This is a genomic window from Burkholderia sp. Bp8991, assembly GCF_003853795.1.
In the GTDB taxonomy this organism is placed as follows: Bacteria; Pseudomonadota; Gammaproteobacteria; order Burkholderiales; family Burkholderiaceae; genus Burkholderia.
In genome coordinates this window covers 398,542-412,345 of sequence record NZ_QTQJ01000001.1, presented here as the reverse complement: position 1 = coordinate 412,345, position 13,804 = coordinate 398,542, and the positions used below count along the sequence as shown (strand labels likewise).

The window sequence follows — 13,804 nt, the reverse complement described above, 5'->3', positions numbered from 1 at the left end:
GCGACTTCTGCTTCAACGGCAACCTGATCATGCGCGCGACCGGCGACCGGATGCTGCTGTCGCCGCCGCTCGTGATTCGCGAGGGGGAGGTCGACGAGATCGTCGACAAGGCGAAGCGCGCGTTCGATGCGACCGCGGAACGGGTCGGGCGGGTGAGGTGAGCGAACGCAGCGCTTCGGTCAGGCGTAGTCGAAGCGCTGTTGATCGAACTCGATGATGCGCGCGACACACGCGGAGACGGACATCGTTCCGGTCTCGACAACGAGATCGGGCGCGACGGGTGCCTCATAGGGATCGGAGATGCCGGTGAACTGGCGCGTCTGGCCGGTCATGGCCTTCGCGTACAGGCGTTTCGGATCGCGCGCGGAGCAGGTCTCGATATCGGTCTTCAGATAGATTTCGACGAAGCGCTCGTCACCGATGGTTTCCCGCGCCAGTTGCCGGTCGGCTGCATACGGGGAAATCAGCGCGACGATCACCATGATGCCCTGATTGTTCATCAGCTTCGCGATTTCGGCGGTACGTCGGCAGTTTTCGGCCCGGTCGTCGCGCCGGAATCCGAGATCGTGCGAGACGCCCGAGCGCAGTTCGTCGCCGTCGAGAATGCAGACCGGAATGTCGTGCGTGCGCAGGTACGCGGCTATCTCGCGCGAGAGCGTGGATTTACCGGCACCACTCAGGCCGGTCAACCACAGGGTATGTGAATTCGGCAATGTCATGATGTGTCGCGACGGCGTGAACCAGCCGCAATGCGCGTGCCGGATTCCGTTCGTCTTCTTGATGGTGGGAAGCCGGTGCCGCTCGGCCGGCCGTCATGGTGGTCGATTCTAGTCAGCCGCTATTCGTACACCGTTACCAATTCGTTACCGATTATTACGTACTGGCCGATGGCGCGCGTCGGAATCACGCGATTATCTCTTGGACGTGTGCATTACGAGTGCGACGCACAAAACGAAAAGGGCCTGCGTCGTGAGACGCAGGCCCTTGAATTCTTTGGTGGGCGGTACTGGGATCGAACCAGTGACCCCTGCCGTGTGAAGGCAGTGCTCTACCGCTGAGCTAACCGCCCAAAGAAGCTGAAATTATGTCAGAGCTTTTCGGGTTCGTAAAGTACTTTCTTCAAATATTTTTCAGGCCGGTGCAAAAGGTGCGTCAGCCGGCCGTCGACGGCTCGACGAGATCGAGGATCGAGCCGTCGCGCTTGAGCGTCGCGAGCACGATGCTCGAATTGATCGACATCACGCCCGTCGCGCGATGCAGCCGGTTGATCACGAAGTCCGAGTAGTGGTCGAGGTCGCGCGCCCGCACCGTCAGCACGTAGTTCGAGCCGCCCGTCACGATCTGCGCGGCGATGACTTCCGGCCACTGCTGGATCGCCTCCACGAAGCGGTCGTGCCATTCGGGCACGTCCGGCCGCATCGACACGTGCACGAGCGCCTCGAATGCGACGCCGACCTTCTTCGGCTCGATCGTGCAGCGGTAGCCGGAAATGGCGCCGCGTTCCTCGAGCAGCTTCACGCGCCGCAGGCACGCCGACGGCGACAGCGCGACCGCGTTCGCGAGGTCCTGATTGCTGATGCGTCCGTCCCGCTCGAGGTGCCGGAGGATCCGCATGTCGGTTCGATCCAGATTCATTTCGCAGAATCCCGTCATTTTTTAGATGGTAGGCGCAGACTCTACTGCAATCGGCGGGATTCTTCATCGAAAAGTGAAGCTCATTCTATTTCGTCCTCGATAACATGCGCCCCATGCCTCGACCGCACGGCCTGACGTGCCGTCACGCCGCCGGCCGTATCGCCGCCTTCAACCCCGACCGTCATTCCGCCATGTACGAACACATTCCCGCCTATCCGGGCGATCCGATCCTGTCGCTGTTCCAGGCGTTCCAGCAGGATGCCCATCCGCACAAGGTCAACCTCAGCATCGGCCTCTATTACGATGACGCGGGCCGCATCCCCGTGCTGGAGAGCACGCGCCTCGCGGCCGAGCGCCTGCGCGAAGCCGGCGCGCCGCATACGTATCTGCCGATGGAAGGGCTCGCCGCGTATCGGCAGGGCGTGCAGCGCCTCGTGTTCGGCGCCGGTTGCGCGGCGCTCGCGCAAGGACGCATCGCGACGCTGCAGACGCTCGGCGGCTCGGGCGCGCTGCGGCTCGGCGCCGAATTCGTGAAGCGCTATTTCCCCGACAGCGCGATCTGGATCAGCGATCCGACGTGGGACAACCATCGCGTGATCTTCGCGGCGGCCGGCCTCGACGTGCACACGTATCCGTACTACGACGCAGCGCGCAACGACCTGCGCGTCGACGCGATGCTCGCGGCGCTCGACGCGCTGCCCGCGCGCAGCATCGTGCTGCTGCAGCCGTGCTGCCACAACCCGACGGGCCTCGACCTCGACCGCGACGCGTGGCGCGCTGTGATCGACGTGCTCGCGCGCCGCGGGCTGATTCCGTTCCTCGACATGGCGTACCAGGGCTTCGGCGATGGTCTCGACGACGACGCATGGGCCGTGCGCGCGATCGTCGAAGCCGGGCTGCCGGCGATCGTCAGCAACTCGTTCTCGAAGAATTTCTCGCTGTATGGCGAGCGCGTCGGCGGCCTGTCGATCGTCTGCGCGAGCGCGGGCGAAGCGGCGACGGTGCTGAGCCAGCTGCAGGCCGGCGTGCGCCGCACCTACTCGAGCCCGCCGCTGTTCGGCGCGCAGCTCGTGTCGGCGGTGCTGAACGACGACGTCCTGCGTGCGTGCTGGGAAGACGAGGTGGCCCAGGTGCGCACGCGCATCAAGCGCATGCGCGGCGAGCTGAAGGCGCGGCTCGACGCGCGCTTGGCCGGGCCCGCGTTCGACGCGCTCGTCACGCAGCGCGGCATGTTCAGCTATACGGGCATCGCCGCGACCGACGTGGACCGGCTGCGCGCGTCGCACGGCGTCTACCTGCTGCGCTCGGGCCGCATGTGCATCGCGGGCCTGAACGACGCGAACGTCGAGCACGTCGCGTACGCGATCGCCGACGTGCTCGGCGGCACGTCGCGCCAGGCTGCCTGAGCGGCCGATCCCGAACCGAAGGAGGACACGATGGCAGACACGATCCCGGTCGACTTGCCGCAACTCGCGCAGCCGTTCTCGTGGGCGACCCGCGCGGGCGGGCTGATGTTTACCGGCCACGGCCCGGTCGATGCGTCCGGCGCGATCGCAGGCGACACGATGACGGGGCAGGCGCGCCTCACGCTCGGCAATCTCGCGAAGGCCGTCGCGGCGGCCGGCGCGACGATGGACGACGTCGCGCAGGTGCTCGTCTACCTGTCCGACGTGAAGGCGATGCCCGAATTCGACGCCGAATACCGGCGCCACTTTCGCGAACCGTACCCGAACCGCACGTGCGTGGGCGTGCAGGGCTTCGCGCACCCGGACATGCGCGTCGAACTCGTCGCATACGTGGCGTTGCCGGCGGCACGCGGCTAGAAAGCACGCAACTCGGCGCGGATTGCAGTACCCACGATTACCGACATACCCCAACCAGTACACATCGATAATTCAGACAAGGATGGAGACGAAGATGAAGAGTATCAATAGGTTCGCACTACCGACGATTGCCGGCCTGCTCGCCGCGAGCGGCGCGATGGCGCAGAGCAGCGTGACGCTGTACGGCATCGTCGACCAGAGCATTCGCTACACGACGCATGCGAACGCGTCGAACGACGCGAGCGTGCAGATGACCAACGGTGCGATCACCAACAGCCGCTGGGGCCTGAAGGGCAGCGAAGCGCTCGGCGGCGGCCTGACGGCGATCTTCCGGCTCGAGAGCGGCTTCGAGCCGCAGAACGGGCAGCTCGACGGCGCGCTGTTCGGCCGCTACGCGTATGTCGGCCTGGCGAGCGACTGGGGCACCGTGAAGCTCGGCCGGCAGGCGACCGAGGCATTCAACCTGTTCGGCGATCTCGATCCGCTGACGGTCGGCAACTACACGGCCAACATGTGGCCGTACTTTCTCACGCAGGGCCGCGCGAGCAACGTGGTCAGCTACGACGGCACGTTCGGCGGGCTGAACGTCGGCGCGAGCTACGGCTTCGGCGGCGTCGCGGGCAGCCTCGGCGCGAATGCGTACTGGGGCACGCACGTGTCGTACACGCTCGGCGGGCTGATGGTCGGCGCGACCTACCAGCAGGTGCGCGACCTGACGAGCCGCGCGCAGCAGGCGTGGGGCGCGGGCGCACGCTATGCGTTCGGCGCGGCGACGCTGTACGCGGGCTATCTCGGCGGCATCGACCGCACGGGCATGCTCGACCGGCAATTGCTGAACGCGCCGGGCCGCGACGTGACCTACGGTGCGTTCGCCGACAATCCGCGCCGCGACGCGATCTTCTATACCGGCGCGAGCGTGAAGGTCACGCCGGCGGTTTCGGTGACGGGCGTCGCGTACTACGACGACATCCGCAACGTCAACGGCATCGCCGGTAACGGCGGAAAGCGCTACACGGGCGTGCTCGAGGCCGAGTACGCGCTGTCGAAGGCGACGCAGGTCTACGCGACGGTCGACTACAACCGGGTGACCGGCGGCGCGTTCACCGAAATGCCCGGACGCGGCAACCAGACGGGCATCGCGGCCGGCTTGCGCCACCTGTTCTGAGCATGCGGCGCGCGGTGGCCGGTGCGGTCCGGCACCGGTCCGTGCGCCGTCGACGTTTCGGCCGGACACACGCTTTCGAACGAGGTCATTCGATGCAACCAGAAGGGCAATTCCAGCACATCGCGGCGCGCGAGCAGGGTCTGCGCCGCACGCTTTCCGCACGGCAGATGGCGATGATCGCGATCGGCGGTGCGATCGGCACCGGTCTCTTTCTCGGCAGCGGGTTCGCGATCGGCTTCGCGGGCCCGAGCGTGCTCGTCAGCTACGCGATCGGCGCGTTCATCTCGCTGTTGCTGATGGGCTGTCTCGCGGAGATGACGGTCGCGCATCCGACCTCCGGGTCGTTCGGCGCATACGCCGAACATTACGTGAGCCCGTGGGCCGGGTTCCTCGTGCGCTATGCGTACTGGGCGTGCATCGTGCTCGCGGTCGGCACCGAAGTCACCGCGATCGCGCTGTACATGAAGTACTGGTTCCCGGGCGTGCCGGGCTGGCTGTGGATCGTCGGCTTCTCGGCGCTGCTCGTGTTCGTCAACGCGCGCAGCGTCGACGTGTTCGGCGCGGTCGAATACGGCTTCTCGGTCGTGAAGATCGCGGCGATCGTCGGCTTCATCGTGCTCGGCGCGTACGTCGTGTTCGGCAATCCGGCACTGGTCGGCGACGGTGCGGCCCGCGCGGGCTTCCACCATTACACCGGGCACGGCGGCTTTTTCCCGAAGGGCATGTGGGGGATGTGGGTCGCGGTGATCGTGTCGATCTTCAGCTACCTGAGCATCGAGATGATCGCGGTCGCGGCGGGCGAGGCGGAGGATCCCGAGCGCGCGGTGACGCGCGCGTTCCGCTCGACGATCGTGCGGCTCGTGCTGTTCTACCTCGTCACGCTCGCGCTGATGCTCGCGATCGTGCCGTGGACGGCGGCGGGGCGCGACGAGAGCCCGTTCGTGAAGGTGATGGAGGCGATCCACCTGCCGGGCGCGGCCGGGCTGATCAACTTCGTCGTGCTGATCGCCGCGCTGTCCGCGATGAACAGCCAGCTCTACATCACGACGCGGATGATGTTCAGCCTGTCGCGCGCGGGTTATGCGCCGAAGGCGCTCGGCGCGGTCGACGCGCGCGGCGTGCCGTTCGGCGCGCTGCTGCTGTCGACGCTCGGCATCGCGCTCGCGACGGTCCTGAGCGTGCTGTACCCGGACGCGTCGTTCACGATCATGATGGCGGTGTCGATGTTCGGCGCGCTGTTCACGTGGATGATGATCTTCGTCACGCATTACTGCTTCCGGCGGCGTCGCGCGGCGCTCGGTTTGCCGGCGCCCGCGTTCCGGATGCGCGGCTTTCCGCTGCTGACGCTGCTCGGCGCGGCGCTGATGCTCGCGGTGATGGTGACGACCTACTTCACGGCCGAATTCCACATGACGCTGATCTTCGGCATTCCGTTCCTGGTCGCGCTGTCCGTCGTGTACGCGGTGTGGTACCGGCGCGCGCAGCCGGCGCTGCAGCCGGAAGCGAAGTAACGGGGAAGTGCCGGCGCGAAATGCCGGCGCGCCGGCTCAGCCCGCGAGCGCGGGCAGCGCGTCGATCGATGCGCGCACGTAGTCGGCGAAGCGCAGTGCGACCGGTTCGGCGGTGCCGCTGCGCTTCAGTTCGAGCGTGCGCGATTCGAGCGACGCATCCTTCAGCGGCCGGAACGCGAGCCGGTCGCTCTTCACCTGCTGCAGCACGCGCGGCACCAGCGCGATGCCCATGCCGAACTCGATCATCGACAGGATCGTCTGCCACAGCCGCGCCTCGTGACGGATCAGCGGGCTGAATCCCGCGTTCACGCATTGCGCGATGATCAGGTCGTGATAGTGCGGCGCCGCGTCGCGCGGAAACAGGATGAACGGTTCCTCGGCCAGCGTGGCGAGCGCGACCTGACGGCGCCGCGCTAGCGGATGCGCGGCCGGCAGGCAGCAGACGAACGGTTCCGCGTAGACGGGCGCCGATTCGACCTCGGGCGGGCAGTGCCCCCAGTCCGCGTAGCCGAGATCGATCTGGCCGCGCTGGATCGCCTGCACCTGCGCCTGCGTGTTCATCTCGCTCAGCACGATCTCGACGCCCGGGTAATCGGCCTCGAAGCGTCGCACCGCATCGGGCAGCCCGCGATACAGCATCGAATGGACGAAGCCGATCCGCAGCCGGCCCGCGAGGCCGGACGCCGAGCGCACCGTGAGCCGCTCGGCCTCGGCCGCCTGCAGCAGCAGCCGGCGCGCTTCGCCGAGCAGCACCGCGCCCGCGTTGGTCAGCGCGACCGTCTTGTTGGTGCGCGAAAAGAGCTGCACGCCGAGCGCGTCCTCGAACTTGCGGATGTCGAAGCTCAACGCCGGCTGCGAGATGAACAGGCGCTTCGCCGCGCGCCCGAAATGCAGTTCCTCGGCGACCGCCACGAAGTAGCGCAACTGCCTCAGTTCCATGCTGTCTCCTTCCCGCATCGGCATCGATAAGCGTCGTCTATCGTACCGGATAAATCCTGTATTGGACGCTTATCGATCGCGCGCCTACGCTCTGCTGAACGCCTGGCATCAGCCGGCCGCGCCGGCGCCGCGCGGGCGCCGGCCGCCAGCCGGGCCACCATGGAGACGCATGCATGAACGACACCGCTCGCACGCCGGACACCGGCGCGGCCAACAACATCCCCGACAGCCGGGGCATCAATTTCTTCACGGCCGATCCCGATCTCGGCGCGTTGCTGAAACTGCATCTCGGTGACGCGCGCTACGCGGAACTCGAACCGCAGCTGCACGCGCTCGGCGCGCGCGTGTCGGGCGATCTCGACGCATGGGCGTCGCGCGCGGACAAGCATCCGCCCGTGCTCGAACACCGCAACCGGCGCGGCGACGCCGTGCAGCGGATCGACAAGGATCCCGCGTACGTCGCGCTCGAACGCGTCGCATATTCGGAACTCGGGCTTGCGTCGCTGAGCCACCAGCCCGAGGCGGTCGCGCCGCTCGTCAAGTACGCGCTGACGTTCCTGTTCGTGCAGGCCGAATTCGGGCTGTGCTGCCCGGTCAGCATGACCGATTCGCTGACGCGCACGCTGCGCCGCTTCGGCGACCCGGCACTCGTCGAGCGCTATCTGCCGATGCTCGCATCGCGCGATTTCGACACGCTGTTCCAGGGCGCGATGTTCATGACCGAACAGGCGGCCGGCTCCGACGTCGGCCGCATCGCGACGCGCGCGGTGCGCGATGCCGACGCGCAGGGCGAGGCGGTGTGGCGCCTCTTCGGCGACAAGTGGTTCTGCTCGAACGCTGACGCCGACCTGGCGATGGTGCTCGCGCGGCCCGACGGCGCGCCGGACGGCATCAAGGGGCTCGCGTTGTTCCTGCTGCCGAAGACGCTGCCGGACGGCACGCGCAACCGCTACCGGATCGTGCGGTTGAAGGACAAGCTCGGCAGCCGTTCGATGGCGAGCGGCGAGATCGCGCTCGAAGGCGCGCAGGCATACCTGATCGGCGAGATCGGCCGCGGCTTTCACCAGATGGCCGACATGATCAACATGTCGCGGCTGTCGAACGGCGTGCGCGCGGCGGGCCTGATGCGGCGCGCGCTGAACGAGTCGCTGCACGTGGCCGCCCACCGCGCCGCATTCGACCGCAAGCTGATCGAGATGCCGCTGATGCAGCGCCAGCTGATGAAGATGCTGCTGCCCGCCGAGGCCGCGCGCGCGATGTTCATGCAGATCGCGCTGCTGCTGCCGCAGGCGGATGCGGGCGACGAGCAGGCCGCGCGCTGCGTGCGCATCCTGACGCCGCTGATCAAGTTCCGCGCGTGCCGCGACGCACGCCGTGTGACGGGCGACGCGATGGAGGTGCGCGGCGGCACCGGCTACATCGAGGAATGGAGCGATGCGCGCCTCGTGCGCGATGCGCATCTCGGCTCGATCTGGGAAGGCACCAGCAACATCGTCGCGCTCGACGTCGCGCGCGCCGCGCAGCGCGAGCAGGCGCTCGATGCGCTGCGCACGTTCCTCGCCGACCGGCTCGGCGCGGCGCCGCTGCCCGACGCGAGCCGCGCGGCGCTGCGGCGCATTCTCGCGCGCGCGTGCGATGCGCTCGCCGGTGTCGCGGCGGAAGGCGACGACGCGCGCGTGCGGCAGGCCGCGTCGGCGCTGTACTACGCGAGCGCGGCCGTGCTGATGGCATGCGAGGGCGCGCGGCTCGCGCCCGATTACCGGCGCCTCGCGCTCGCGCACCTGATCGTGCGTCACAAGCTGTTGCCGGTCGATCCGCTCGCGCCGGCGTCGCGCGACGACGAGGCAGCGGCGTTCGATGCGTTGCTGCGCGGCACGCCGGTACCGCTCGACATGGCGCTCGACCTGCTGCCGGAGGTCGAACGATGAGCACGACGAAAGCGACGGAAGCGACGGAAGCGACACGCGGCGCACTGGACGGCCTGAAGGTCGTCGACCTGAGCCGCGTGCTCGGCGGCCCGTACTGCACGCAGGCGCTCGCCGACCACGGCGCGACGGTGATCAAGATCGAGCCGCCGGGCGGCGACGAGACGCGCGGCTGGGGGCCGCCGTTCCTCGGCGACACCGCGTGGTACTTCATGGGCGTGAACCGCAACAAGGAGGGCGTCGCGCTCGACCTGTCCCGCGACGAAGGGCGCGCGATCCTGTGGCGTTTGCTCGAGAGCGCCGACGTGCTCGTCGAGAACTTCAAGCCCGGCACGCTCGCGCGCTGGGGCATGGACTACGCGCGCGACCTGCAGCCGCGTTTCCCGCGCCTGATCCACTGCGCGGTGACGGGCTTCGGCGAGGACGGCCCGCTCGGCGGGCTGCCCGGCTACGACGCGGTGATCCAGGCGATGGCCGGGCTGATGAGCGTGAACGGCGAGCGCGACGGCGACGCGACGCGCATCGGGCTGCCGATCGTCGACATGGTCACCGGACTCAACGCGCTGACCGGCATCCTGCTCGCGCTCGCGGAGCGCGAGCAGAGCGGGCAGGGCCAGTCGATCGACATCGCGCTGTACGACTGCGGCGTGTCGCTGCTGCATCCGCACCTGCCGAACTTCTTCGGCTCGGGGCGCGTGCCCGAGCGCAGCGGCAACGCGCACCCGAACATCGCGCCGTACGACAGCTATCGCACGGCCACCGTGCCGATCTTCCTCGCGGTCGGCAACGACCGGCAGTTCGCGCGGCTCGTCGCGCATCTCGGCGCGCCGGCGCTGGCCGGCGATCCGCGCTTCGTCGACAACCGCAGCCGCTGCGCGCACCGGCCCGAACTGAAGGCCGAACTCGAGGCACGGCTCACCGCGCATCCGTGCGAGCCGCTCGCGCGCGACCTGATGGCGGCGGGCGTGCCGTGCGGGCCGGTGCGCACGGTCGCCGACGTTGCGCGCGATCCGCATGCGCTGCACCGCGAGTTGTTCGTCGAGATCGGCGCGTATCGCGGCACCGCATCGCCGGTGAAGCTGTCGCGCACGCCGGCGACCTATCGTTCGCCGCCGCCCGCGCTCGGCCGCGACACGCGCGCGGTGCTCGACCGCCTCGGCGTCGATCCCGCGCTCCAGCGGCAGCTGCTCGACGCGGGCGTGCTGAAGGTCGCGCCGGACCCGGCGTGACCGGACGAGTGGCCCTGCAGGTGAGTGACCTGGACCGACAGATCGCGACGTAAAGCGACGTTGGGCAGCGTAAAGCTGCCCCGCGTCGAGCAATCGCTCGTAACGCAACCTCCGCCAGCCGGCGGCGCAAGGCCGGCCATCCGGCAACGCGCGCGACAGTCGCGCCGCCGATCACAAACATGGAGACATCGATGAGCCGTCCGCAATCCCCGTCCGCCGCGCAGCCGCGGCCCGGCCGTGCCGCCCTCGCGGCGTTCGTCGGCACCACGATCGAGTGGTACGACTTCTACATCTACGGCACCGCCGCCGCGCTCGTATTCGGCAAGGTGTTCTTTTCGAGCACGATGAATCCCGGCGTCGCGACGCTCCTTGCGTTCGTCACGTTCTGGGCCGGCTTCGCCGCGCGGCCGCTCGGCGGCATCGTGTTCGGGCATCTCGGCGATCGCGTCGGCCGCAAGACCGCGCTCGTGATCACGCTGGTGATGATGGGGCTTGCCACGACCGGCATCGGCCTGTTGCCCGGCTATGCGTCGATCGGCGTGTGGGCGCCCGCGGGCCTCGTCGTGCTGCGCGTGCTGCAGGGCATCGCGGTCGGCGGCGAGTGGGGCGGCGCGGTGCTGATCGCGAGCGAGAACGCGCCGAAGCATCGCAGCATCCTGTATGCGGCGTTCGCGCAGCAGGGTTCGCCCACCGGCAACCTGCTCGCCACCGCTGCCTTCTTCGCGCTGAGCGCGCTGCCGACGCCGTCGTTCCTGATGTGGGGCTGGCGCATTCCGTTTTTGCTGTCGGCGGTGCTCGTGATCATCGGGATGGTGATCCGGCTGCGGCTCGAGGAATCGATCGACATGCAGCGCGTGCTCGCGCGCAAGCGCACGGTGAAGCTGCCGCTGCGCGACGTCGTGCGCGACCACTGGCCCGTCGTGCTGCTCGCGGCCGGCACGCTGCCGGTGATCAACGTCACGTACTTTCGCAGCACGTTCGCGCTGTCGTGGGCGACCAAGGAGCTCGGTTATGCGCAGGGCACGTTCCTCGGCATCCTGTCGATCTCGCTCGTCGTGCAGTTCCTGATGCAGCCGGTCGGCGCGTGGTTCGTGTCGAAGGTCGACATGCGGCGCGCGATGTGCTGGATCCTGATTCCGGAGATCGTGCTGATGCCGGTGATGTTCCATGCGCTCGCGACGCGCTCGTACTGGGTCGCCGTCGCGGGCATGTGCATCTCGACGATTCCGTCGGCGATGTTCTACGGTGCGGTCGGCGGCGTGCTCGCGCGCGTGTTTCCCGCCAACATCCGCTATACGGGCCTGTCGCTCGCGTACCAGCTGAGCGCCCTCGTCGTCGGCGGCGGCACGCCGGTGCTCGCGCAGGCGATCCTGAACGCGACCGGCAGCATCGTCGGCGTCGCGATCGCGTCGGGGCTGTACGCGCTCGTGTCGCTCGCGTGCATGCTCGCGCTGCTGAATCGCACCGGCTACCGCGCGGACGAGCTGTCGACGGCCGAGCGCAGCGATGCGGCCGAGTGGGGCGCCGAAAGTGCGAGCGCTGAAAGTCCGGCCGGCGAGACCACGCAGCCAGGCGAGCGCGGCGCGTTGAACCCGGCGGGGTGAGACGGGGAGGCCGGCGTGATTCGGCACGCTGGCGATTCGGTAACGCGGTAATGCGGTGAGGCGGTGAGGCGGTAATTCGCCGCTCCGGCGACATCGCGCGCCGGACGGATCGCGCGCCGCATGGCCTCGACTCGCGCCAAATCACGCGTCCCAAAAGCAAACGGCACCGTGCGATCCACGGTGCCGTTTGCCTGGCGGTTGCTTCACTTCGCGACGAGGCCGGCACGGCCGGCCATCGCGATGCGGGGTGCTCAGCCTTCCGTCGGCGGCACGTAGCCGGACGCCTGGTCGGCGCCGTCGCCGAAGAAATACTTCTCGGTCTGCTTCATCAGGTACTGGCGCGCGCGCGGGTCGGCCATGTTCAGGCGGTTCTCGTTGATCAGCATCGTCTGCTGCTTGAGCCAGCCTTGCCACGCTTCCTTCGACACGCTTTCGTAGATGCGCTTGCCGAGTTCGCCCGGCAGCGGCGGGAAATCGAGACCCTCGGCTTCCTTGCCGAGCTTCGCGCATTGGATCATTCGAGCCATCGTGTACTTCTCCTGTAATCGGTCTGGGGGAGGGCAGTCGTGCCTGCGCTCAGAGCTGCTTCATCAGCACGAGCGACTTGCGCTGCCAGTTGTAGAGTTTGCGGCGGTCTTCCGGCAGGTCGTCGACGCTGACCTTGACGAAGCCGCGCTTGAGGAACCAGTGCTCGGTGCGCGTCGTGAGCACGAAGATGTGCGTGAGGCCGCGCGCGCGGGCGCGCTGCTCGATGCGCTTGAGCAGGCGTTCGCCGTCGCCCGAGCCCTGCGCTTCCGGCGCGACCGTCAGGCACGCCATCTCGCCGATCTTTTCCTGCTGGTACGGATACAGCGCCGCGCAGCCGAACAGCACGCCATCGTGCTCGATCACCGAGAAGTGGTCGATGTCGCGTTCGATCTGGTGGCGGCCGCGCCGCACCAGCGTGCCGTCCGACTCGAGCGGCTCGATCAGCGACAGGATGCCGCCGACGTCGTCCGGCGTCGCTTCGCGCAGGCTCTCGAGGTTCTCGTACGAGATCATCGTGCCGACGCCGTCGTGCAGGAACAGTTCGAGCAGCATGCTGCCGTCGAGCGACTGCGGAATCAGGTGGGCCCGGGTCACGCCGCCGCGGCACGCGCGGATCGAGTGCTTCAGGAAGAACGCGTCGTCGCCCTGGATGTTGCCCGAATCGAGCAGCTCGGCGGCCGCGTCGAGCGACATTTCGCGGATCAGCCCGCCTTCGTCGTCGACGATGCCGGGCGCTTCGGTCAGGAAGATGATCTTGTCGGCGCGCAGCGCGATCGCGGCGGCCGATGCGACGTCTTCCATCGACAGATTGAACGCCTCGCCTGTCGGCGAGAAGCCGAGCGGCGACAGCAGCACGAGCTTGCGGCTCGCGAGCGAATGACGGATCGATTCGGCGTCGATCTTGCGCACGATGCCCGTGTGCGCGAAATCGACCCCGTCGAGAATCCCCACCGGCCGGGCGGTCACGAAGTTGCCGGACACGACGCTGATGTGCGCGTGCGCCATCGGCGAGTTCGGCAGACCCTGGCTGATCGCGGCCTCGATGTCGAGACGCACTTCGCCGGCCGCTTCCTTCGCGGATTCGAGCGCGCGCGCATCGGTGATGCGCAGCCCGTGCGAAAACTCGGATTCGACACCATGCAGGCTCAGCTGCTCCTCGACCTGCGGCCGTGAGCCGTGCACCAGCACGATCTGGATGCCCATCGCCTGCAGGAGCGCGATGTCGGACACGAGCGCGTTCAACAGCCCCTGCTGCACCACCTCGCCGCCGAACCCCACGACGAACGTGCTGTTGCGGAACTTGTGGATATAGGGCGCGACGGAACGCATCCAGTCGACGAACTGCGCGTGGCTGGCGGCCGAATCGTCGGCGGCCGGCGGCGTCGCGGCGCCGGTCTGGGCGGGAGGGAGGTCGGTTTGGGAATTCATGGGCGGGATTATAATGC

12 protein-coding genes, 1 tRNA gene and 1 pseudogene are annotated in these 13,804 nt (G+C 68.1%); 8 read left to right on the top strand and 6 right to left on the bottom strand.

The window, feature by feature from the left end:
- Positions 1-161 (top strand): annotated as a pseudogene (locus DIE02_RS01945) (aspartate aminotransferase family protein); the annotation flags it as partial.
- Positions 162-179: 18 nt separating this feature from the next.
- On the opposite strand, the gene cysC reads toward DIE02_RS01945, so the two are convergent.
- From cysC to DIE02_RS01930, 3 genes are all read right to left on the bottom strand, one after another.
- Entirely contained in the window at positions 180-719 is a 540-nt protein-coding gene (gene cysC, locus DIE02_RS01940; protein ID WP_124488335.1) for an adenylyl-sulfate kinase, read from the bottom strand.
- A 275-nt stretch (positions 720-994) separates the two neighbouring features.
- Positions 995-1,069: transfer RNA gene (locus tag DIE02_RS01935), tRNA-Val, on the bottom strand.
- Between the two features lie 83 nt (positions 1,070-1,152).
- Complete coding sequence (locus tag DIE02_RS01930) at positions 1,153-1,635, bottom strand: Lrp/AsnC family transcriptional regulator (RefSeq protein ID WP_124488334.1); 483 nt, start codon at positions 1,633-1,635, stop codon at positions 1,153-1,155.
- 191 nt (positions 1,636-1,826) lie between these two features.
- Between DIE02_RS01930 and DIE02_RS01925 the strand changes: the two genes are divergently transcribed.
- The 4 genes from DIE02_RS01925 to DIE02_RS01910 all read left to right on the top strand — a co-directional run bounded on the left by DIE02_RS01925 (position 1,827) and on the right by DIE02_RS01910 (position 6,134).
- The gene (locus DIE02_RS01925) at positions 1,827-3,041 is read left to right on the top strand and encodes an amino acid aminotransferase (RefSeq protein WP_124488338.1); all 1,215 of its coding nucleotides are present in this window, start codon (positions 1,827-1,829) and stop codon (positions 3,039-3,041) included.
- 30 nt (positions 3,042-3,071) lie between these two features.
- Positions 3,072-3,458: a RidA family protein gene (locus tag DIE02_RS01920; protein ID WP_124488333.1), complete on the top strand. Its 387-nt coding sequence runs from the start codon at positions 3,072-3,074 to the stop codon at positions 3,456-3,458.
- Positions 3,459-3,552: 94 nt separating this feature from the next.
- A complete protein-coding gene (locus DIE02_RS01915; protein ID WP_409362231.1) occupies positions 3,553-4,623 on the top strand; it encodes a porin in 1,071 nt (356 codons plus the stop codon).
- Positions 4,624-4,715: 92 nt separating this feature from the next.
- Positions 4,716-6,134, top strand: coding sequence for an amino acid permease (locus tag DIE02_RS01910; protein ID WP_124488331.1), 1,419 nt, complete (start codon positions 4,716-4,718; stop codon positions 6,132-6,134).
- 36 nt (positions 6,135-6,170) lie between these two features.
- Here DIE02_RS01910 and DIE02_RS01905 read toward each other — a convergent pair whose 3' ends face one another.
- Entirely contained in the window at positions 6,171-7,073 is a 903-nt protein-coding gene (locus tag DIE02_RS01905; protein WP_124488330.1) for a LysR family transcriptional regulator, read from the bottom strand.
- Between the two features lie 173 nt (positions 7,074-7,246).
- Between DIE02_RS01905 and DIE02_RS01900 the strand changes: the two genes are divergently transcribed.
- The 3 genes from DIE02_RS01900 (at position 7,247) to DIE02_RS01890 (ending at position 11,831) form a co-directional block, all read left to right on the top strand.
- Positions 7,247-9,001 carry an acyl-CoA dehydrogenase family protein gene (locus DIE02_RS01900; protein WP_124488329.1) on the top strand — a complete coding sequence of 585 codons (1,755 nt, stop codon included), beginning with the start codon at positions 7,247-7,249 and terminating at the stop codon, positions 8,999-9,001.
- Positions 8,998-10,227 (top strand): CaiB/BaiF CoA-transferase family protein, encoded by a 1,230-nt coding sequence (locus DIE02_RS01895; protein WP_124488328.1) that lies wholly within the window; start codon positions 8,998-9,000, stop codon positions 10,225-10,227. The genes DIE02_RS01900 and DIE02_RS01895 overlap by 4 nt, the downstream gene beginning before the upstream one ends.
- A 191-nt stretch (positions 10,228-10,418) precedes the next feature.
- Positions 10,419-11,831: an MFS transporter gene (locus DIE02_RS01890; RefSeq protein ID WP_124488327.1), complete on the top strand. Its 1,413-nt coding sequence runs from the start codon at positions 10,419-10,421 to the stop codon at positions 11,829-11,831.
- A 251-nt stretch (positions 11,832-12,082) separates the two neighbouring features.
- On the opposite strand, the gene DIE02_RS01885 is transcribed toward DIE02_RS01890, so the two are convergent.
- Complete coding sequence (locus tag DIE02_RS01885; protein WP_006478357.1) at positions 12,083-12,358, bottom strand: oxidative damage protection protein; 276 nt, start codon at positions 12,356-12,358, stop codon at positions 12,083-12,085.
- Between the two features lie 49 nt (positions 12,359-12,407).
- Entirely contained in the window at positions 12,408-13,787 is a 1,380-nt protein-coding gene (gene argA / locus DIE02_RS01880; RefSeq protein ID WP_044847668.1) for an amino-acid N-acetyltransferase, read from the bottom strand.
- Positions 13,788-13,804 lie beyond the last annotated feature (17 nt).